The following is a 21,105-nucleotide window of genomic DNA, read 5'->3' on the forward strand; positions in this document are numbered from 1 at the left end:
ACAGCAAAAGGACTCGTCATCAAAATAATAATGGAATATAGTTTTAGAAAGGCAGTTGCCACTGAACAGGACCAGATATGGGAAATATTACAGCAGGGCATCCTGCGTAGAAAAATGGATGGCAGCAACCAGTGGCAGGACGGCTATCCAAATCCCGAAGTGGTAAAAGCAGATATTGAAAAAGGCCAGGGCTTTGTACTCACGTTTGGCGAAACCATCGTTGGCTACACAGCGATTATCATCAATGATGAGCCTGCATATCATGACATAGAAGGACAATGGTTGACCAATGGGGACTTTGTTGTCTATCACCGGGTAGCGATCTCAGAAGATTTTGTAGGCAGGGGATTATCAAAAAAGATCCTTCAGGCAATTGACGAATTTGCATTGAACAATCACATTCACAGTGTGAGGGCAGATACCAATCATGATAACATCGCGATGCTGAAAACCTTTGAAAAAATGGGCTACACCTACTGCGGCGAAGTGTTTTTTAGAGGCAGCGCCAGAAAAGCATTTGAAAAAGTATTACCAGCTCTGTAATGCACTACAAACTAAGGGAACATATAGAAAAGATAGTACCCCTCAGCGATGCTGAATTTGAATTCGTATCTCAGCATTTCACCCTCAAAAGGTTTAAGAAACATCAGTTTCTGATTCAGGAAGGCGAAGATGTAAAGTATAACTATTTTGTGTTATCCGGTTTGTTAAAACTGGTATTTACTGATGATATGGCCAAACAGCACATTGTTTCTTTTGCGCTCGAAGACTGGTGGGAAAGCGATTTTTATGCGTTTTACACCCAGCATAAAGCAACCATGTCGCTGGAGTGCATCGAGGATACCGAAGTGCTGTGCATTACATTCGCGGATTACAAAAATCTATGCGGGGGCCTGCAAAAGATGGAGCGCTTCTTCCTGGAGAAAGCTACTTTTGGCTTTATCGCAGCGCAGCGCCGCATTGTATCCTGGCTCAGCTCCAGTGCCAGACAGCGGTACGAACAACTGCTCAAACAATCTCCCGCACTGGTACAGCGTGTACCAAAAAGCATGCTTGCTGCCTATCTTGGTGTTTCGCGAGAAACACTCAGCAGGTTCTCTCCCTAAGGCATGTGACAAACATCACTTGATAATCGTGAGGTTTATCAACCTGTAATTTCCGGGGATATGCTGAGTTTTGCCTTGTATTTATACATAGACCCTTAGGCAAACTCAAAATCTTATAAAAATGGAAAAAAGAATCATTAATCCCTGGAAATGGCAGGAAGAACGCAGTTACGTTCAGGCTGTAGAAGTAAAAAATGTAGAAAGCACTTTATATATCTCCGGTCAGGCGGCCATATATCCGGATGGGAGATCCAGCAATGAAGACATCAAAAGCCAGACCATCCTGGCCCTGAGCAACCTGGAGCAGGTGATCAGCGAAGCCGGATATCAGCCTTCAGGCATTGCCCGCTTAACTATATACACCACTGCCACAGCAGAGTTCTGGCCACACTTCCATGTTCTTCAGGACTGGATAGCCAAACATGACGTTAAACCCGCAATCTCTATGCTGGAAGTAAAAAGCCTCTTTGAAACACTAAAAATTGAATTTGAGGCTACAGTTGTCAAATAACCGCGTAGCCCGGTTATCTGTATTTATTAAGGAATGCCGGTTTTGACCGTAAATAGTCCCGTGATTGCCGGATAAATTACATTGCGGCCTCAACATTTAGACTGTTCTTTTGTATAGTATATCGGAACAACAACTGATATGCTATACAAATCAATTGATATGAGGATAGTTACACTTGAAGAACACATTTCCCTGCCGGAAATGGCCAACAAAATACCAAAGGACGCGCTCGGAGGCTTCGGTCAGTCAGAAGTGATGCAGCGACTGGCCCCAAAGCTGGCCGATATCAGCGGAGAGCGCTTGCAGTCCATGGACGACAATGGTATAACCATGCAGGTACTGTCAGTTGACAGTTCAGGGGCTAATCTCTTAGGCAGCGAAGATGGGCCGGCATTTGCAAGCCAGTATAATGATCTGATTGCAATAGAGATTGCTGGTCTTGAAAGCCGTTTTACGGCTTTTGCCCATTTACCGATGACGGCTCCACTGGCCGCGGCGGATGAGCTGGAACGTGCCGTAACTGAGTATAACTTTCGGGGCGCAATGATCCGCGGACTTACTCAGGACCAGTTTTTAGACCATCCCAGGTTTGCTCCCATATTTGAACGCGCGGAAAAGCTTGATGTGCCTATTTATCTGCATCCCGGCCTGCCGCCAAAAGGAGTGGCAGACCTGTATTACAGTGGACTGCCTAATCATTCAGGCATGGCTGAAGCAATAGGCTGTTATGGTTGGGGCTGGCATTCAGAAACGGCAATACATGTATTACGATTGCTTTTTGCAGGAGTTTTTGATATGTACCCTAAGCTTAAACTCATCATCGGCCATATGGGCGAAATGCTGCCCATGATGATGGCAAGATCTGAAAGGGCATTTAAACCCGGGAACGGTGGTGCCAATCAGCGCACGCTCAGTGATACTTTTCATCAACAGGTGCATATCACTACCAGTGGTTTTTTCACCCAGCCGCCACTGAGGATTGCGCTGGATACATTTGGCATTGACAACATCATGTTTTCTGTTGATTATCCGTTTAGCACCAACGAGATGGGCATCGATTTTTTAAATGCTATTGATCTTCCTCAGGAACAGATTGAAAAGATTGCCCATGGAAATGCGGATAAGCTCCTGAATTTGCAGCGATAATGCTACTTTTGGGTAATGAGCAGCAGTTTAAACTCTTCCCATATGATAAAGCCATTCGTAGTGAATGTTCCGCAGGATATTCTCGATGATCTGAAAACACGGATTGGCAGCACCCGCTGGCCTGATGCCATCACAGGCTCTGGCTGGGATTATGGTGCTGACCTCTCTTACATGAAGGAATTAACAGCATACTGGCAGCACAGCTTTGACTGGCGCAAAGTTGAAGCCGAGATCAATTCATACCCAAACTTCATGGCAGAGATTGATGGTCAGCAGATTCATTTTATGCACATTAAAGGGAAGGGAGAGCGCTCTGTACCACTGATCATTACACATGGATGGCCAGGCTCCTTTCTCGAAATGATCAAGCTGATACCATTGCTTACCGAAGACCCTGATTTCTCGTTCGATCTGGTGATCCCCTCCATTCCGGGCTTTGGTTTCTCCGGCAAAATTACTGCTCCCGGATGCAACAGTGAATATGTAGCAGGGCTTTGGCATCAGCTGATGACAGAACTGGGCTATCAGCGCTATGGTTTACAGGGTGGTGATATCGGCGCCGGCGTCAGTTCCTGGACAGCACTAAAATACCCATCGCATATCATTGGTTTGCATCTCAACTATATACCCGGATCTTATCAGCCTTATCTGGCAGATGGAGAACAGCTTGCTGAGGAGGTACTGGCCTTTAAGCAATATGCTGCCGGCTGGTCTGCACGCGAAGGTGCCTATGCATATTTACATGCTACAAAACCCCTTACTGCGGCATATGGGTTAAATGATTCGCCTGCCGGTCTCTGTGCCTGGATCTTGGAAAAATTCAACAGCTGGAGTGATCATCGCGGAAATATCGAAAACAGCTTTACCAAAGATGAACTGCTGGCCAATATTTCCATGTACTGGATCACGCAAACCATTCATTCCTCTATGCGCATTTATAACGAAAACAGTAAGCACCCGCTGGTTTTTAAAAAAGACGATTACATCAGCGTACCTGTTGGATTTGCTGAATTCCCAATGGAGCTCCCTACCCCGCCCCGCTCCTATATCGAAAAAGGCTTTAATATTCGACACTGGACAAAAATGCCTGCCGGAGGACATTTTGCCGCAGCAGAACAACCCGCTTTGCTTGCGAAAGACCTGATCAACTTTTACTCAAAGCTGGTCTGATCTGATGATAAAAAAGAGCGCTCTTCCTGTACACTTTCTGCCAGGCACACAGTTTGCGGCAGCAGACGAAAAGATCGCATTTGGGGAGCACTTTATCAATCACCGCATCAATTTTTATGCTGTGGTCTGGTTTACACAGAACCAGGATCTGCATTATATAGATTTTGAACCTTATCCGATCCGGAAAAATCTGGTTTATCTCCTGGCAAAAAATCAGGTGCACTCCATACCCTCGCAGGCCCTGCCCGGCGCAAGAGTGATCGTTTTCTCGGGCGACTTTTTCCATTCTATTGAAGAAACACAAATCAAACAGCTTTTTCTGCCTTTTAATAATGAAGGGATAGCCATACCAGCAGAGATGCTTCAGTATCTTGTAAATATATTTTCTGTGATCTTAGCCGAATCCAGGGGCGCGGCAGACATTACGCTGCTGCTAAAATACACCAGTGCATTCCTGCTGGTCCTCCGCAGGTTGATCAAACCGCAGGCTTTGGGTATTTACAACAACGACACCAGGGTCATCAAAGTACTTCAATTAATAGAACAGCATTTCAAGGAACATCAGCCGGTTTCATTTTATGCCGATCAAATCGGTTTAACACCAAAAAGGACCAACGAGATTTTAAAGGTAATTCTTGGCGTCAGCATCAGTCAGCTTTGTAACCAGCTGCTGCTGCTGGAGAGCAAAAGGGCGCTCTATAATGGCATTCTCTCTGTAAAGGAAATCGCCTATCAGCTGGGCTTCTCAGACCAGTCTTATTTCTCACGCTTCTTCCGCAAACATGCCGGCAGCACGCCCGAGCAGTTCAGGGGGCAATTTCAGGAAGCCTTGTAGCGATGATGTAAAGAAACGTTAATGTTCAATTTGTGCTAATAAAGCGCAGCAAAGTGCTAACCCAGGCAGTCCCTATTTCACAACTTTACCCTTAGTTGTACAAATTGGATAAAGCTTTAATGCTTATATCCTTTTTAAAATAAAAGAGTATGGAAAAGTTAAAAAACAAAGTTATTCTGATTACCGGTGCAGCAATGGGACTGGGACTGGCAAGTGCCTTAGAGGCTGCAAAAAACGGCGCCCTGCTATCACTTGTAGACTTTAATGCCGAAACGCTGGAAAAAGCAAAAGAAGAAATCGAATCCAAATATCCGGATGCCCAGATCCTTACAGCAGTTGCGGATGTATCCGACGAAGAATCGGTAAAGAAGTTTGTGGATGAAACCGTAAATACCTTTGGGCGTATTGATGGATTTTATAATAACGCAGGGATTGAGGGCAGACAAGCCCCATTGGTAGAGTACGACCTTAATGTATTTAAAAAGGTAGTAGACATTAACCTTATGGGTGTATATTATGGCTTAAAGTATATCATTCCCATTATGCAGAAACAGGAATACGGCCGCATTGTAAATGTTGCATCTGTAGGCGGAATCAGGGGCGTGATGAACCAAACACCTTATGTTGCCACCAAACATGCTGTTGCGGGTATTACAAAAACTACCGCACTGGAATACGGAAGATTCGGGATCCTCTCCAACGCTATTGCACCGGGCGCTATCCTTACCCCTATGGTTGCCGAAGCATTTAAACAGGTGAACCCGGCTGATCCACAGGCGGCTGAGGATACATATGCACAGGCTAATCCAACAAAAAGGCTCGGCAGGCCTGAAGAAGTAGGAAAGCTCGTTGTATTTCTGCTGAGTGAAGACTGCAGTTATGTAAACGGCCAGGTGATTGCTATTGACGGAGGTCAGTCCAACTCATACGGAAACGTTTAAAAAGCCATTGCGGGGCTGGATTGTATTTTTACGGGCTATTGTCATATCCTGAAAAATATTTATACTTGTAAGAATATAATTCACTCCCCATGCTTCAATTTTTCAGAACTATACTTTGCCGTTTTGTCCTGCTGGCATTCCTTTGCCCATCGCTGGCCAGCAATGTATACTCACAGTCTGCGGCTGCCCCTGCCCATCCCTGGACAGCAAACTGGATAGCCTCTCAAAGCAATACGGGCACTGAATATGGAGTGTACTATTTCCGTAAAAGCTTTAGCCTGGATTCAAGGCCCGGCTCTTTCAAAATATATGTTTCGGCAGATAACCGGTATAAACTTTTTGTAAATGAAGTACTGGTAAGCATGGGCCCTGCCCGTGGCGATACCTATAACTGGAACTACGAGACTGTTGATCTTGCGCCATACCTCAAACAGGGGAAGAACACCATTTCTGCACTGGTATTTAATGAGGGACAGTATCAGCCCGTAGCCCAGATCAGTTTCAGGACCGCACTGATGCTCCAGGGAAGCAGCAAGGCTGAAGATGTGGTGAACACCAATAAGAGCTGGAAATGTTACAATGACCAGTCGCACCAGCCATTTCCGGGCTGGTTTCCTATCGCAGCTACCAAGGGCGAAAACGTTAATATGAATCTGGCGCTGGGCAACTGGAATAAGAACAACTTTGATGACAGCAGCTGGCCATTTGCCAAAGACCTGTCAGAAGCGCGCCCAAAAGGCAAAACCGATGGTTTTGGTTTAATGCTGGTGCCTTCAACCCTGCCGCAGATGGAACTGAGCTACCAGCGCATTTCAACTTTGCGCAAAGCGACGGGAATGAACGTTCCCGCCGGATTTCCAAAAAGTAAAGTCGCCATTACTATACCTGCCCACAGCGTTGTTACCCTGTTGCTGGACCAGGATACGCTCAGCAATGCCTATATTAATCTGCTTTGCAGCGGTGGCAAAGGCGGCAGCGTTACCCTAAGATATGCAGAATCGCTATATGAGTATATTAAAACCGGAAGAAGAAAAGGCAACCGTAATGATGTAGAGGGCAAAACCTTTTCCGGCCGCGCTGACAGTGTGATTACCAACGGCAAAGCGGCCCAGGAATTTACGACCCTAAACTACCGTACATTCCGCTATGTACAAGTCAGCATCCGGACAGCTGACGAGCCGCTTACCATCAGCGACCTCTATGGAACATTTACAGGTTATCCCTTCAAATTAAAAGCTACCCTAAATACCAGCGATGCCGAAATTAAAAAGATCGCAGCAATCGGATGGCGCACCGCCCGGCTTTGCGCAGTAGAAACCTATTTCGACTGCCCTTACTACGAGCAGCTACAATACGTAGGTGATACCCGCATACAGGCAATGGTATCCTATTTTAATGCAGGGAACGATACACTGGCCCGTAATGCAATCAACCAGATTGAACACTCCCGTCTGCCCGAAGGCGTAACGCAAAGCCGCTGGCCAAGCCGTGAAAACCAGGTGATCCCCGGCTTTTCACTGTGGTATATCGGCATGCTGCACGACTACTGGATGTACCGCAACGATCAAAATTTCATAAAAGATAAGCTTACCGGCTCCCGTGCGATACTCAACTTTTTTGCCCGTTACCAGCAGGCAGACGGTTCATTGAAAGATGTTCCGTTCTGGACTTTTGTAGACTGGGCAGACCGCAATGGATGGACTGCCGGCGGTCCGCCAAAGGGTGCAGACGGCAGCTCAGCGGCATTTGACCTCCAGCTGCTCTGGGCATACCAGTGCAGTGCAGAAATGGAGGCAAAGCTAGGCATGCCCGCAATGGCAGACATTTATAGGCAGAAGGCAGCTCAGCTAACGCAGACCATCCGCAGCAAGTACTGGAGCACAACCAAACAGCTTTTTGCAGAAACGATAGAGAAAAACACTTTTTCACAGCATACCAACAGTCTTGCTATACTTACTGGCGCTGCAGCAAAAGACCAATGGACTGCACTGGCAACGAAAATGCTGAGCGATACCACGCTGACCCAATGCTCTATTTATTTCAGATACTATATGCACATGGCATTGGTAAAGGCCGGCCGGGGCGATGATTATCTTTCCTGGCTGGATGCATGGCGTAGCAATATGGCGCTGGGCCTCAGCACCTGGGCAGAAGAACCGGATGTACAGCACAGCCGGTCAGATTGCCATGCCTGGGGGGCCAGTCCCAATATAGAGATCTACCGTACACTGCTGGGCATCGACAGTGATTCGCCGGGGTTTCAGAAGATAAAGATTGCCCCTCACCTGGGCAGCATTACCACAATCAGTGGTTCAATGCCCCATCCTAATGGCAAGGTAGATGTGGCTTATACATTAAAGGGCAATGATTGGGATATTCATATCAGCTTGCCTGAGAAAACAAATGGCACTTTTGTCTGGAAAAGCAAATCCTATCCATTAAAACCTGGTGAAAATAGTTTTAGCTTCCGCAACACCGGTGTGTAAAGCCTCCGTGTGTGATCAGCACTCATTGTCCATCTACCTGATCAATCACCCGAAGAAAGGGAATAGTTCAGCGAAGTAGGCGCTGCGCCGAACTTTTTCTTAAAGGAATGCGAGAAGTGTGACAGGCTTTCAAATCCCAGGTCAAGGTAAAAGGATGAAGGTTTCAGATGCTTGGTTTCGATGAGGTACTTTGCTTCGTTCAGCCGCCTGTCCATCAGCCATTGCCGCGGCGGGGCACCAAATGCTTTGATAAAATCACGTTTAAAGGCTGCCAGGCTGCGCCCGGTTAGCTCCGCGAATTTTTCAACGGGAACATTGAACTGATAGTTACAGAGCATAAACTTTACCAGGTCAATCTTATATGGTGCTGAAAAGTCAAACAGGAAATTGCGCAGTCCCGGCAAAGCAAGGAGCAATAACTTGACTCCTTCTTTTACTTTCAGGATGCCCATTTCATCCGTCATCGAGGCACCCGAGCTCCGTGCGTACGGGACTACAGACTGAAAATACCCCTGCAGGAAATCATTTGAAGGAATCAGAAGATTAGAAGGACCGATGTATTTACCATCCGCTTCCAGCTTTTCTTCTAACACGATCCTTCGCAGCAGGTCTTCCTGCAGGGAGATTACAATTGTTTCATAGTTACAGCCGGGAAGTGGCGTCTTTGCAACAGTACCCAACTGATTCTTACCGATCAGCAGCATTTCTCCACCGTTCATCGAAATCTTCTGCCCCGAAGTTTCCATTACAAACTGTCCAGAAACCTGCAAAATTAAAGTATGGTGGTTCCATAAACACAACCGCTCCTTCCGCGCAGCAGATTGGTAAGCGTAGAAGATTACGCCGGGGAGAATTTCTGCTGGACTGTTCATTTAACGTTGTAAGTAAGTGCCGCCAAGTATTGCGCCTGCTGCAAAAGTAGTGTTTAACCTATTCATTTCTTCAGTACTGAATACAATATCCATTGCGGCGATATTTTCCGGCAATCGCGATCTCCGGCTCATGCTCACCAAAGGCATAATCTGATCGCCTTGTTCTTTTACCCAGGCAATTGCAAGCTGTGTTGGCGTACAACCTTTATCCCTGGCAAATTGTTTAAATACTTCTACTTTTTCCAGGTTTTTGATCAGGTTTTCACCCTGAAAGCGAGGGAAAGCGTTTCGGTAATCGTTTTCAGGCAGCGGTGCTTTCAATTCTCCTGTGAACAGACCCTCAGCAGTATTGGCGAAGGCAATGATACCAACACCCAGTTCTTTTGCCGCAGGCAGCAGTTCGCTTTCGATCTGACGATCGGCCAGCGAATAGCCAATCTCCAGCGCGCTGATCGGGTGGATGGCATTGGCTTTACGAAGCTGGGCGGCAGATATTTCAGATACACCAATGTAACGCACTTTACCTTCTTTTACCAGATCGGCCACCGTTCCAATGATATCTTCTAAGGGAACACTATTGTCCATGCGGCTGGGCTGATACATGTCGATGGTGTCAATACCCAAGCGGGTCAGGGAGTAGTTTACAAAATTTTTGATAGCCACAGGTCGCAGGTCCATACCCAGCCACTCACCGTTGTGGAAGATAGTACCAAATTTTACACTAATAAAGGCATCGTCCCGTCTTCCTTTAATGGCTTTGCCTATTAGCATTTCATTATGCCCGGCGCCATAAAAGTCTCCGGTATTCAAAAAATTAATACCATTGTCCAGGGCTTCATGGATGGTAGCTATACTTTCTTTTGTATCTGGTGTAGGACCTCCCCAGATCGAGGACATACGCATGCAGCCTAAACCAAGGTTAGAAACCAAAGGGCCATTTTTGCCCAACTGAATTTTTGTGAAGTTTTTCATGATCCAAAGATCAGGCCTGAGGGCGGGGTGCAGTTGCTCCTACGGCTCAAATCTTTTGTCTGTACGGCTCAGGTTTGGATGCACAGATGTTACCTTAGAAATAATATCTGACACGAACATTTTATCCAAAGAACTGTCATCTGTAAACTTATTATTTCAGGGATAATGAGTGATTTGAAATGTTTGTTTTTTTTGTCTTTTATCAGGCAGCTTGAGTAAATTGCGGATTATTACATACATTGAACAATGTCCAATTTTGACGCGCTTTTCGATTACATTCAGGATATATCAGGCAAATTGCTTTCAGAGGATGATCAGCAGTTGCTGATGGCGCATTTCAAACCCAAAAAACTAAGAAAAAGGCAATACTTTTTACAGGAGGGAGACGTATGCAAATACATTGGTTTTATTGTAAAAGGATCTGCCAGAACCTTTACGGTAGATGAAAAGGGGCATGAAAATGTATTGAAACTATCTGTTGAAAATTGGTGGCTGGCTGATTTTGAAAGCTTTTACCTCCTCACGCCAAGCCGCTTTAATATTGAAGCGCTGGAGAACCTGGAGGTTTTACAATCAACCCATGCTCAAATTGAGGACTACCTTAAGGATATCCCTGCTTTTTCAGCGATGGCGAACGTAATCAGTCAAAATTACACCATTGCAACCCAGAAAAGAATGCAGGCCGCTTTTAGCTATACGGCTGAAGAGCGCTACGAAGACCTCATCAATAATTACCCGTATTTTCTAAAGCGCTTCCCGCAAAACATCATTGCCTCTTATCTGGGTTTATCCCCGGAAACCCTGAGCAGGATAAGGAGAAACTCTGCCAAGTAGATTTCCGCAAAGCAGCCGGCTTTTCAATTGACGCCTCAAAAAGCCACATCCATAAATTTTCCTGCATGCAAAAAAAAGAGCCTTCGGATACAATATACGCCGTTGTGCCCCGGCCGCTGTTTTGTTGCCCAAGCTTTTCGCCTTTGTTTTAACTTGCTATTTTACAATTTGTTATCCAATTAAGATGATCTGGATCATCATTTCCACTTGACCCATTTCGGGCGCATTTAATGATTCATGTCAATACACAGATTGTCAGTGTGCAGCATCTTTGGTTTATGATTCAGAACGGAAAAAACCAAAAGAATTTGAATCAAATGATTATCAAAAAATTGAACTAATAAATAGAAATAATGAGTAAACTAAAAAACAAAGTAGCGGTAGTTACCGGTGCATCAAAAGGAATAGGTGCATCTATCGCAAAACATTTTGCGGCAGAAGGTGCAAAAGTAGTTGTCAATTATGCTTCAAGTAAAGAAGGCGCAGACAGGGTTGTTAAAGAGATCACCGAAAATGGAGGCATAGCTATTGCAGTACAGGCCGATGTATCAAATGAAGCCGATGTAACAAGGCTGTTTGAGGAAACAAAAAAAGCATTTGGTACGCTGGATATTTTGGTAAACAATGCTGTCTTTCAGTCATACTTACCTATAGAACAGGCAACAGTAACAGCTTTTCATCAGCATTTCAACGTCAATGTTTTGGGGCCTGTACTTACTATCCAGGCATCTTTGAAACTGTTTGGCGATAAGGGCGGCAATATTATCAATATCAGTTCTGGTGCAAGCAAATACCCTCTTCCGTCTGCCTCGTTGTACTCTGCAACTAAAGCGGCTGTAGATGCCATAACGATCTCTTTATCGAAAGAACTTGGTGCAAAAAATATTCGTATCAATTCCATTCTGCCAGGCGCTACGGATACTGAAGGCGCAGCCAGTGCAGGCGTCACTGCCGGCAGTGAGTATGAAAAAATGTTTGTCGCCAATACCCCGCTTGGCCGCAGGGGCCAGCCCGCAGATATTGCGAAAGCCGTAGTATTCCTTGCTTCAGATGATTCAGCCTGGATTACGGGAGAGCAAATTTCCGTTTCGGGCGGGATGTACGGTTTTTAGCGTAATAAATTATGGAAGTAATGTTATTATTACTTCCATAACCTCCCTTTATACCTCCGGTAAGAAACCACAGCCAGCAAAGCAACCACAGTAATCGTTACATAAACCCATGCCGGAATTGGAACAGGATCGCCCTGTGCATAAGAATGCAGCCCGGTGAGGTAATAATTTACCCCAAAATAAGTCATGATAATTACTGAAAAAGCCAGCAACGATAAAAGGTTAAAAAGGTATTTGCCCCGCAGTGCTGGTATCAGCCTTACGTGTAGGACAAAAGCATACACAATAACCGAGATAAAAGCCCAGGTTTCTTTAGGGTCCCAGCTCCAGTAACGGCCCCAGCTTTCATTTGCCCAGATCCCGCCCAGGAAGGTCCCTACCGTCAGCAAAAATATACCAACAGTAAGAGACATCTCGTTGACGATGGTCAGCTCTACTACAGAGGCTTTAACCTTTGCACTGATTTTCTTATGATCAATAATATACAATAATAACACTACAGTACCCAATAGCGCACTTAAGCCAAAGAAGCCGTAACTTGAAGTAATGATGGCTACATGTACCATCAGCCAATATGATTTGAGCACAGGCACCAGCGGCGTAATCTGCGGGTTCATTTGTGAGCCTCCATGCGCAAATCCCATCAGGATTACGGCAATCAGACATCCGGCAGCAGGTATAAAAGCATTACTGTTCCGGTACAACAACATTCCCGACATCACCCCTATCCAGCTGATAAACATAACCGCCTCATAGCCGTTGCTCCAGGGTTCATGACCAGAAATATACCAGCGGACGGCAAGACCGTACATCTGTAAAAGTGCCGCAATACTGATCAGCACCAGCACAACGTTGATAGCTTTTCTCAAGACTTTAGAATTTTTGAACAAACTGCCAAAAGCCAGACCAAGGATCACTGTGCCCAGCAAAGCATAGGTGATCATCAGATTGAGGAAGATATTCCAGGAATTATATTTCACTTCCATATCAATCTTGGTAAGTGAGGGAACTACAGCTTTGCCCAATTTAAATTGTAATTGTTTAAGGGCCTCCAGTTTCTGATCGGCTGCTGACCAGTTTCCTGATTGTGCAGCCCCGTATATACTCATAAGGTAAAGTGTTGCCGGGTTGCGCAATGCTGCAGTACTGTCTGTTGCAGGTGCGGGCGGTGTTACCCAGGTGTTGTTTGCATCACCTGCTATAGGAAATACACGCAGGTATTGTCCGTTAAGCAGCTGCTGCATTACCTGCAGTTTATCGTTCAGTTCTATGATATCTTTGTCATAGCCATCCTGTTCGGATGCCTTTTTAGCAAAAGCTTTAAGGTAATCATCCTTAAGACGGAAATCGATGGTACCATCAGGACTTAAACTCAGCAGGTTGACCATGGTGGTATAACCCTCTTCATTGGCCTTTACGGCCGTAAGCAAGCCGGGTCCACCTTTACTGCCCACTTTAATCAAAGGTACATTCACCCAGTCGAAAGGCAATGTAGACACAGAAAGGAAAAACTGATTGGCATTGAGGGTATAGAACTTATCCTTTTGATACAATTTACGTAGAATCTCAAGCGCCAGAGTATTTACCGGCTCTATACGTCCGTCAATATTTTGCACCAGTAAACGGCCAAAGCTATCTGCATGTGTACGGTCGGTACGGATAGTACCGGCAAATGTCGCCGCATCTACCACCTGTCCGGAGAGCATCCTCTGCATTTCTGCCACGTGATTATGATCTTGCGTAGCTGCAGCAGTAGTGCTGTCTGCAGCATGTGAATGATCGTGAGGACTTTGTGCACTTGATCCTGCCGGCAAAGGCCCTGCCGTAGTAGCCATAGGTCCTGCGGTGGCAGGCATTGCTTTACCATCCCGGCCATGCATATCTATTTCCTGGCTGAATGCTGCTGTTCCCGGCAGAAAAATCAGCAGCAGCAATAATGTTTTGGAACGTGATATCGTTTTAAGCTGTTCGTTGAGTTTGGAAAAATGCGTGCCTTTCCAGAAAAGGGTAACAAACAAACCAGCAAACAGTAAGGTATAGCCGATATAGGTAATATTGGTGCCCCAGTAATCATGATTGACAGAAAGCACTGTGCCCAGTTCGTCCTGGTCAAAGCTCGACTGAAAAAAACGGTAGCCATCCTGATCCAATACATGGTTCATAAATATTTTATACGGACGCTGGTTGTGGCCATCATCAATCATGATATCAGACGAATATGCTGCAGGGCTGTTACTGCCCGGATATTTCTCCATTTTAAAGTACACAAGTTTTAGCGAAAACGGTGCTTTGTAAATCTTGGAGCCATAGGCCATTGCAATTGGCAGGCCACCTACTTCGCTCTGAAACTGGAAATTGGTCATCCCTTTGCCTCCGTAAAAAGATACAGTATCAACAGCATCCGGGGTAGTTACTTCTACTTTTACCAGATCCAGATCGTGTTCATGTGTACGCTTGTCGCCCTCATAATACATGATATGTCCATTGCGGGCAGGCTCCGGAACTACAAATGCGAGCGCCCCGTAGGTGTACAGGCTTCGGAGATGAAAATCCTGCTCCTGGTTGTCTGCAGTGACAGCTTTCCTTTCCTGAGTAGCCATGATCATGTAATTACCTTCATAGGGTGACGAGATCTTGTAACCTCCAAAACCATCGGCAAGATTGATCGCGCCCTGAGTAGGTTTGTTATAGCTGATGATCATATTGTTAATCAGCTTTACATTACCGCTCTCTATATATTTATTAACGCGTTTACCATTTTCAAGTACCACCAGATGCAACACAGGCTTTCCTGACTGGATAAGCACCAGGGAATCCTGCGCACGGGCATAGAAGTCTACTACTTTCATTTTTACCCTTTTGCCCTTGTAATCATATTGCTGGATAAATGTTTTTTTGAAAGATTTAAGATACCATGGAACGTTATTGGAAATCAGGATCGCAGGTTTGTCGTCGTAGGCCAGTGCCTGGTCATTCTGACCTATCTGTACCTTAAAAAACGTAGCGTCAGAAACCACATCATTGCTGCTCTCTCCCTCCCTGATATGCATCGAACCTTCAAAGCTGATATAGCGGGTCACATAACCACCGATAAATATGATGATAAATGCCAGGTGAAAAACCAGTAGCGGCAGTTTCTTCAACGATATCAATTGATACCTTTTGATATTCCCGATAAAATTGAGGATCAGGAAAAACATCACCAGCTCAAACCACCAGCAATTGTAGATCAGGGCTTTGGCAACAGCTGTTCCGTAGTCGTTTTCAACGAAAGTGGCCAGCGCCATTGAGAAAGCATAAACTAGTAAAAGGGTACCCATTGTACGGGTAGAGAAGAGAATCCTGCCTAATTGTGAAATCATTTGATGAACTTATTGTGCCTGTTTTTTTGAGACGGCCACATATTAGATATTTTTATGCAGTGGAAGGAAAATATCTAAAAAAAAGATAATGAGATGATATTTTCAATGCATCGCCATCTGGCTAAAATTGGTTAATCCTCATCCCCGGTGTTTATCATTTTAGCCAGTACAAAAAAGGTTTTACGGGTAACAATTGCTGCACCAGGTTTAAGATCCTGCACAGGTGTGATCTCCGTAAATCCCACATCTGATACTCCCCTGGCAATAGCTATACGCTCAAACACGGTCTCTTTGGAATCTTGTTTTTTAATGCTGAAAATGTAATCCTGACCGCCACTGCTCACTATTGCCTCAGTTGGAACGGCCGGCAGAACTGAATTACCTATGCTGATGATTGCTGTGATGTTCATCCCTTCGATCAAGCCTGCCTTATCACCCATTACAACAGCATGTACAGGGATCGTTTTGCTCTGATTGGCAAAGGCGGTGCCTATGGAGTAAATTTTTGCATCATACTCTTTGCCTGCACTATTGGTTAGCGTAAAATGGATCAGCTGCCCGGGTTTAACCTTGGGGAGGTCTTTTTCATAAACAAACAGGTCCAGGTGTAACTGCGAGTTGTTGACAATCTGCGCAATGGGCGTTGAAGCATCTACATTGGAACCAATCTGTGCAGATACTTCACTGATCGTACCGCTGATAGGGGCAACCACCGGAATACTGGTCACAATCTGGCCCCCACTTGCTGCACGGAGCGAGATACCGAGTGCACTGAGCTGTATTTGCTGAGATTTATAGGAGGCGGTTAAAGCCGCCAGTTCAGCCTCTGCTTTCTGCAGGTTCTTTAATGGTGCGGCATTACCCGCCACCAGCTCTTTTTGTCGCTGATATTCCTGTCTGGCAAGGTGCAGCTGCGCCTGGGTAGTTTGCGATTCCTGCTGTAACTGCGCAATTTGTGGATTGAATATAGTTGCAATAACCTGTCCTTTTTTAACATAATTTCCCGGTTGCACGGTAAGCGAACGAATTGTTCCGCTCGACACTGATGTCACCAGTGCTTTGTTCTGATTGGGCACCGATAACAAACCATTGGCTTTTATTGCGGTAGCAAGGTTCTTCATTTCAATCGTGCCAAATTGAATACCGGCAGTTTTTATCTGACTGGCGGTAAGGCTCACCTCGTTGCCAAGGGGAGCTGCAGCTTCTTTTTCTTCTGTATCTTCTTTGGGAGCAGACTGTTTACAGGAAGCCGCGGAAATGATAACGATGATCACTATAGATGCAAGAGGCTTGAAAATAAATTTCATGGATAACTTTATTTGGTAGTTGTATAATAATTTAGTTGGATAGCAGACTGGTTAAATTCATTCAGGACATCAAGATAATTGCGTTGAATATCAATAGCCTGTGTAAGGTATTGTGAAAGCTCGGCAAAACCGAGCTCACCAGAACGGTATGCCAGATTTGCGGCCTTGATTATGGCATCTGCCTGTTTTAAACCAGTACCTGTGTAGTAGGCTAACAGATCACTGTTTTTCTCCAGTTTTTCCATTTCCTGGCGATATGATGTGCTGAGCAGGAGCTGCTGATCCCTAAGCAGTGTTTGCTGGTAACTTTGTTCAAGCTGTGCGGCCCTGGAATTATGCCGGTACTGTCCCCGCCCAAACAGCGGTATCCCTACAGATACTGAAAATCCAGAGAAAGGCGGGCTGATCCCATATAAACGCTGAGAGAAAAAACGCCCTTCAAAGGTCGGCATTTGGCTCTGCCCCGCCACTTTGGCCTCTGCTCCTGCGATGCTAACATTTTGCTGCTGGATTTTTAAAAGCGGATGGCCGTCGGTTTCAAATTCCTTTCTGTCAAGCGGTACTTTTTGCAAAGGTAAACTGTCAGGCAATACATTCAGCTCTGTATTTAACAGACGTTTCATAGTTTCCTGCTCAGTACGAATATCTTTGAAGATCAAACGCAACTGTACCTCGGTTTCTTTAGCCCTGGCCTGTGCAGCAATACTGTCAAGACCAGCATTTTCGCCCGTCTTAACCTGCAGTACAGCAGCTTTGGCGAGTGTACCATAAATACTATCCAGCCTCTGCCACAAACGCTGTTTGCTTTGGTGATACCATAACCTGTAATAAGCACCAGCGATGTTCTTTTTAAGTTCGAGACCCTGTGCCTGCTTTGAATATTCCGCAGCACGTGTTTTTTGTTCCAGCAATCCTTTTCGGGCACTGTACAAGCCTGGCCAGTCCAGGCTTTGTGATACGCCAATCTTCAATATGCCTTTTCGATCTTCTGGATTGAGATCTTCATTCTCCACAAAAACACCGGTTTTTGGAAGTGTAAACGCAGTTTTCTCCAGCTCTTTTTGCTGGCTGATCTTAATCTCTGAAGATCGTAGCTGCAGATTATTCTGCACACCTATTTCATAAGCCTCACTGAGCGCAATGCGTTTTGAGGCAGGACTGGTTTGTGCAACAGATGAAGAAATACCAGAGCCCGCTAACACTAGCACGAGAAGGACTGGATTGATATTCCCTGAAGATTTTCCTGTCCCTGAGGAATCTGGTGTTCCAGGCGTATTTCTCATCGTAGCAGCCTCTGCACTGCCTGAAAGTCCCTCTTTATCTGAAGATGCTAAACTTCCTGAAGTTTTGTTTTTGTCAAAGATCAGATAGAGCAATGGCAAAACCACTAATGTGAGTAATGTTGCAGTGAGCAGTCCGCCAATCACTACAGTGGCCAGCGGCTTTTGCACCTCTGCCCCTGCACTCGTTGAAACCGCCATTGGAAGAAAGCCCAGCGACGCCACGGTTGCAGTCATCAGTACTGGCCTCAGTCTGTCTTTTGTACCCTGATAAACCCGTTCCAGGATGTCTTCTACCCCATCTTTGGCTAACTGGTTAAACGTTCCTATCAGGACAATCCCATTTAAAACTGCTACACCAAACAAAGCGATAAAGCCGACACCTGCCGAAATACTGAAAGGCATCCCTCTGAGCAGTAGTGCCAGTATGCCGCCTATGGCCGACATTGGTATTGCCGTAAAGATCAGTAAAGCCTGTTTGATGGATTTGAATGTGATATAGAGCAACATAAAGATGAGCAGCAGTGCTGCCGGAACGGCGATCATCAAGCGCTGGCTGGCCTGTCGTAAATTCTCAAATGTACCCCCGTAGGTGTAGTAGTAACCGGTTGGCAGGGGAACTTTTGCGTTCAGCTTTAACTGCACTTCCTTCACCACACTCTCTACATCTCTTCCAGTGACATTGAAGCTCACCACAATACGCCTTCGGGCATTTTCCCTGCTGATCTGCGCCGGCCCGGTTTCATAAGCTACAGTAGCGACCTGTGACAGCGGCACCTGGTTGCCATCGGGTGTAGGGATAAACAGTTCACTTACATTATCAATATTGCTCCTGTGGACAGAGTCAAGCCTGACAACCAGATCAAACCTGCGTTCATTCTCGTAAATGGAACCGGTACTGTTCCCTGCGAAGGCAGTGCTGATCACCTGGTTAACGTCTTCTATATTCAGCCCATAATTAGCCATTCTTGCACGGTCATACTTTATTGTAATTTGTGGTAAACCGCTCACGCGCTCAACCTGCGGCTGGGTCACTCCCTCAACTGGTTTGATAGCCTGTGCTACTTTTGCGGCCAACAGGTTAAGGGTATCCAGGTTTTCTCCAAAAATCTTGACGGCTACATCTTGTTTAACACCAGTCATCAATTCATTAAAGCGCATTTGGATAGGCTGACTGGGTTCAGCAATCACTCCCGGGATATCTGCAAGAGTTTTACGCATATCATCCGCCAGTTCATAAAAACCTTTGTCGTCCGGCCATTCTGATTTATCCTTGAGGATCACAATCAAATCAGATGCCTCAGGCGGCATCGGGTCGGTGGCCACGTCAGCACTTCCGGTTTTGCCCACCACCATTTTGACTTCAGGATATTTACGTAACATGCGTTCGGCCTGCATGATGGTTTCTGTAGTTTGCGACAAAGATGTTCCCTGGGGCAGTACAAATTCTATAGCGTAATCACCCTCCTCCAGCTGAGGAATAAACTCACCTCCCATTTGGGAGAAAACAAAACCGCTGGTTATAAGCAGAACGGCTGCCACAGTAACTACCTGGTATTTATAACGTATTGCGGCTTTTAGTACAGGCTCATATTTGCGCTGAAGAAAACCAACCATCCGGTCAGAGAGTGTTTTTTTTGGTTCGGCATTTTTGGAAAGGAACAGTGCAGATATCATTGGAATATAAGTTAATGACAAGATCAGGGCGCCCAAAATCGCAAAAGCTACCGTCTGTGCCATAGGCCTGAACATTTTACCTTCGGTTCCCGTCAGTGTAAGAATCGGGATGTAAACAACCAGAATGATAATTTCGCCAAATGCCGCACTACTTCTGATACGCGATGCAGACAGAAAAACCTCATCGTCCATTTCCTCCTGGGTAAAGCGACCAGCTGTTTTACGTTGTACCAGGTGGTGCATGGTAGCTTCAACAATAATAACTGCACCATCTACTATGAGACCAAAATCAATCGCTCCCAAAGACATCAGATTGGCAGAAACACCAAACAGGTTCATCAGGGAAAGCGCAAAAAGCAGGGATAAAGGTATTGCTGAGGCGACGACCAAACCTGCCCGCCAGTTACCGAGAAATAGCACCAATACAAATATGACGATCAGCGCACCTTCTGTTAAGTTACGTTCTACCGTGCTGATCGCTCTTTTTATTAAATTGGTACGGTCCAGAAAAGGCTCTATAATAACGTCCGCGGGAAGCGATTGCTGTACAATTTTCATCCGCTCTTTAACCAGGGCAACCACCTCTGCACTATTTGCGCCCTTGGTCATCAGTACAATTCCCCCCACCACTTCCTTTTCCCCATTGTAGGTCATTGCACCATAGCGTGGCGGCGAGCCCAGCTGAATCTTTGCCACATTTTTTATCAATATAGGGACGCCATTGGCCTGCCTTTTAATGATCGTATTTTCAATATCCGGGATACCGGACATCAAACCAACGCCTCTGATAAAATAGGCGTTCGGTTTTTTATCGATATACGCCCCACCGGTATTCTGATTGTTTTTTTCCAGCGCAGTAAAAACTTCGGGAATGGTCACTTCCATCGCTTTCAGCTTGTCGGGGTCCAGCGCTACTTCAAATTGTTTAGTGACGCCACCAAATGCAGTCACTTCGGCAACACCAGCTATGCCGTAGAGCTGCCTGATAACAATCCAGTCCTGAATTGTCCGCAGGTCCATTGCGGTATATTTTTTTTCACTGCCCTTTTTGGGATGGAGAATATACTGGTATATTTCACCGAGGCCCGTCGTAACAGGTGCCATTTCCGGTTTGCCTGTCCCCTTTGGGATTTGTTCCTGAACCTCGTTCAGCTTCTCGGAAATCAGCTGCCTGGCGAAGTATACATCAACCGACTCCTTGAACACGACCGTAATCACGCTGAGCCCAAATCTGGACATCGAACGCATTTCAATGATATTTGGCACATTAGACAGGGAACGTTCTACGGGATACGTGATGAACTGTTCAACTTCCTGCGCGGCTAATGTGGGTGCTTTGGTAATCACCTGCACCTGATTATTGGTGATATCTGGTAAAGCATCCACGGCGATCTGAGTTGTGCTCCATATCCCCCACACTACCAGTGCAAGGGTGAAAAAACCGATCACCAGTTTATTACGGATACTATACCGTATAATGGCATCTAACATAAA

15 protein-coding genes are annotated in these 21,105 nt (G+C 45.7%); 10 read left to right on the forward strand and 5 right to left on the reverse strand.

What is annotated here, in order from left to right; translation table 11 throughout:
* The first annotated feature begins 30 nt into the window (after positions 1–30).
* From FN831_RS20285 to FN831_RS20320, 8 genes are all read left to right on the forward strand, one after another.
* On the forward strand, positions 31–543 hold the full coding sequence (locus FN831_RS20285) for a GNAT family N-acetyltransferase (RefSeq protein WP_142530029.1): 513 nt from the start codon (positions 31–33) through the stop codon (positions 541–543).
* On the forward strand, positions 543–1,106 hold the full coding sequence (locus tag FN831_RS20290; protein WP_142530030.1) for a Crp/Fnr family transcriptional regulator: 564 nt from the start codon (positions 543–545) through the stop codon (positions 1,104–1,106). The genes FN831_RS20285 and FN831_RS20290 overlap by 1 nt, the downstream gene beginning before the upstream one ends.
* Before the next feature lie 121 nt (positions 1,107–1,227).
* Positions 1,228–1,617 (forward strand): RidA family protein, encoded by a 390-nt coding sequence (locus tag FN831_RS20295; RefSeq protein WP_142530031.1) that lies wholly within the window; start codon positions 1,228–1,230, stop codon positions 1,615–1,617.
* 159 nt (positions 1,618–1,776) lie between these two features.
* On the forward strand, positions 1,777–2,763 hold the full coding sequence (locus FN831_RS20300; RefSeq protein WP_142530032.1) for an amidohydrolase family protein: 987 nt from the start codon (positions 1,777–1,779) through the stop codon (positions 2,761–2,763).
* A gap of 42 nt (positions 2,764–2,805) precedes the next feature.
* Complete coding sequence (locus FN831_RS20305; RefSeq protein WP_142530033.1) at positions 2,806–3,933, forward strand: epoxide hydrolase family protein; 1,128 nt, start codon at positions 2,806–2,808, stop codon at positions 3,931–3,933.
* A gap of 4 nt (positions 3,934–3,937) precedes the next feature.
* Entirely contained in the window at positions 3,938–4,768 is an 831-nt protein-coding gene (locus tag FN831_RS20310) for a helix-turn-helix domain-containing protein (protein WP_142530034.1), read from the forward strand.
* Positions 4,769–4,917: 149 nt separating this feature from the next.
* Entirely contained in the window at positions 4,918–5,709 is a 792-nt protein-coding gene (locus tag FN831_RS20315) for an SDR family oxidoreductase (protein WP_142530035.1), read from the forward strand.
* 89 nt (positions 5,710–5,798) lie between these two features.
* Positions 5,799–8,195: a family 78 glycoside hydrolase catalytic domain gene (locus tag FN831_RS20320; RefSeq protein WP_142530036.1), complete on the forward strand. Its 2,397-nt coding sequence runs from the start codon at positions 5,799–5,801 to the stop codon at positions 8,193–8,195.
* Between the two features lie 41 nt (positions 8,196–8,236).
* On the opposite strand, the gene FN831_RS20325 is transcribed toward FN831_RS20320, so the two are convergent.
* Both FN831_RS20325 and FN831_RS20330 read right to left on the reverse strand, forming a co-directional pair.
* Complete coding sequence (locus FN831_RS20325; RefSeq protein ID WP_142530037.1) at positions 8,237–9,067, reverse strand: helix-turn-helix domain-containing protein; 831 nt, start codon at positions 9,065–9,067, stop codon at positions 8,237–8,239.
* Positions 9,068–10,039 (reverse strand): aldo/keto reductase, encoded by a 972-nt coding sequence (locus FN831_RS20330; protein WP_142530038.1) that lies wholly within the window; start codon positions 10,037–10,039, stop codon positions 9,068–9,070. It abuts the gene before it with no gap.
* Positions 10,040–10,285: 246 nt separating this feature from the next.
* Here FN831_RS20330 and FN831_RS20335 point away from each other — a divergent pair, with 246 nt between their 5' ends.
* Together FN831_RS20335 and FN831_RS20340 are read left to right on the forward strand one after the other, a co-directional pair.
* Positions 10,286–10,873 (forward strand): Crp/Fnr family transcriptional regulator, encoded by a 588-nt coding sequence (locus FN831_RS20335; RefSeq protein WP_142530039.1) that lies wholly within the window; start codon positions 10,286–10,288, stop codon positions 10,871–10,873.
* Positions 10,874–11,226: 353 nt separating this feature from the next.
* Positions 11,227–11,985 carry an SDR family NAD(P)-dependent oxidoreductase gene (locus FN831_RS20340; protein ID WP_142530040.1) on the forward strand — a complete coding sequence of 253 codons (759 nt, stop codon included), beginning with the start codon at positions 11,227–11,229 and terminating at the stop codon, positions 11,983–11,985.
* A 29-nt stretch (positions 11,986–12,014) separates the two neighbouring features.
* Here the strand turns inward: FN831_RS20340 and ccsA are convergent, their stop codons facing one another.
* From ccsA to FN831_RS20355, 3 genes are all read right to left on the reverse strand, one after another.
* The gene (gene ccsA, locus FN831_RS20345) at positions 12,015–15,347 is read right to left on the reverse strand and encodes a cytochrome c biogenesis protein (RefSeq protein ID WP_246101647.1); all 3,333 of its coding nucleotides are present in this window, start codon (positions 15,345–15,347) and stop codon (positions 12,015–12,017) included.
* Positions 15,348–15,478: 131 nt separating this feature from the next.
* A complete protein-coding gene (locus FN831_RS20350; RefSeq protein ID WP_221931367.1) occupies positions 15,479–16,654 on the reverse strand; it encodes an efflux RND transporter periplasmic adaptor subunit in 1,176 nt (391 codons plus the stop codon).
* An 8-nt stretch (positions 16,655–16,662) separates the two neighbouring features.
* Positions 16,663–21,102 (reverse strand): CusA/CzcA family heavy metal efflux RND transporter, encoded by a 4,440-nt coding sequence (locus FN831_RS20355; protein ID WP_142530041.1) that lies wholly within the window; start codon positions 21,100–21,102, stop codon positions 16,663–16,665.
* Between the last annotated feature and the right edge of the window lie 3 nt (positions 21,103–21,105).

The sequence above is a fragment of the Pedobacter westerhofensis genome (assembly GCF_900182595.1).
GTDB lineage: Bacteria > Bacteroidota > Bacteroidia > Sphingobacteriales > Sphingobacteriaceae > Pedobacter > Pedobacter westerhofensis.

Excerpts from the sequence above, each read along its gene's own strand:
- FN831_RS20285 (WP_142530029.1), top strand. The coding sequence starts at position 31 with ATGGAATATAGTTTTAGAAAGGCAGTTGCCACTGAACAGGACCAGATA.
- FN831_RS20315 (WP_142530035.1), top strand. The coding sequence starts at position 4,918 with ATGGAAAAGTTAAAAAACAAAGTTATTCTGATTACCGGTGCAGCAATG.
- FN831_RS20310 (WP_142530034.1), top strand. The coding sequence starts at position 3,938 with ATGATAAAAAAGAGCGCTCTTCCTGTACACTTTCTGCCAGGCACACAG.
- FN831_RS20340 (WP_142530040.1), top strand. The coding sequence starts at position 11,227 with ATGAGTAAACTAAAAAACAAAGTAGCGGTAGTTACCGGTGCATCAAAA.
- FN831_RS20355 (WP_142530041.1), bottom strand. The coding sequence starts at position 21,102 with ATGTTAGATGCCATTATACGGTATAGTATCCGTAATAAACTGGTGATC.
- FN831_RS20290 (WP_142530030.1), top strand. The coding sequence starts at position 543 with ATGCACTACAAACTAAGGGAACATATAGAAAAGATAGTACCCCTCAGC.
- FN831_RS20300 (WP_142530032.1), top strand. The coding sequence starts at position 1,777 with ATGAGGATAGTTACACTTGAAGAACACATTTCCCTGCCGGAAATGGCC.
- FN831_RS20330 (WP_142530038.1), bottom strand. The coding sequence starts at position 10,039 with ATGAAAAACTTCACAAAAATTCAGTTGGGCAAAAATGGCCCTTTGGTT.
- ccsA (WP_246101647.1), bottom strand. The coding sequence starts at position 15,347 with ATGATTTCACAATTAGGCAGGATTCTCTTCTCTACCCGTACAATGGGT.
- FN831_RS20295 (WP_142530031.1), top strand. The coding sequence starts at position 1,228 with ATGGAAAAAAGAATCATTAATCCCTGGAAATGGCAGGAAGAACGCAGT.
- FN831_RS20325 (WP_142530037.1), bottom strand. The coding sequence starts at position 9,067 with ATGAACAGTCCAGCAGAAATTCTCCCCGGCGTAATCTTCTACGCTTAC.
- FN831_RS20350 (WP_221931367.1), bottom strand. The coding sequence starts at position 16,654 with ATGAAATTTATTTTCAAGCCTCTTGCATCTATAGTGATCATCGTTATC.
- FN831_RS20305 (WP_142530033.1), top strand. The coding sequence starts at position 2,806 with ATGATAAAGCCATTCGTAGTGAATGTTCCGCAGGATATTCTCGATGAT.
- FN831_RS20320 (WP_142530036.1), top strand. The coding sequence starts at position 5,799 with ATGCTTCAATTTTTCAGAACTATACTTTGCCGTTTTGTCCTGCTGGCA.
- FN831_RS20335 (WP_142530039.1), top strand. The coding sequence starts at position 10,286 with ATGTCCAATTTTGACGCGCTTTTCGATTACATTCAGGATATATCAGGC.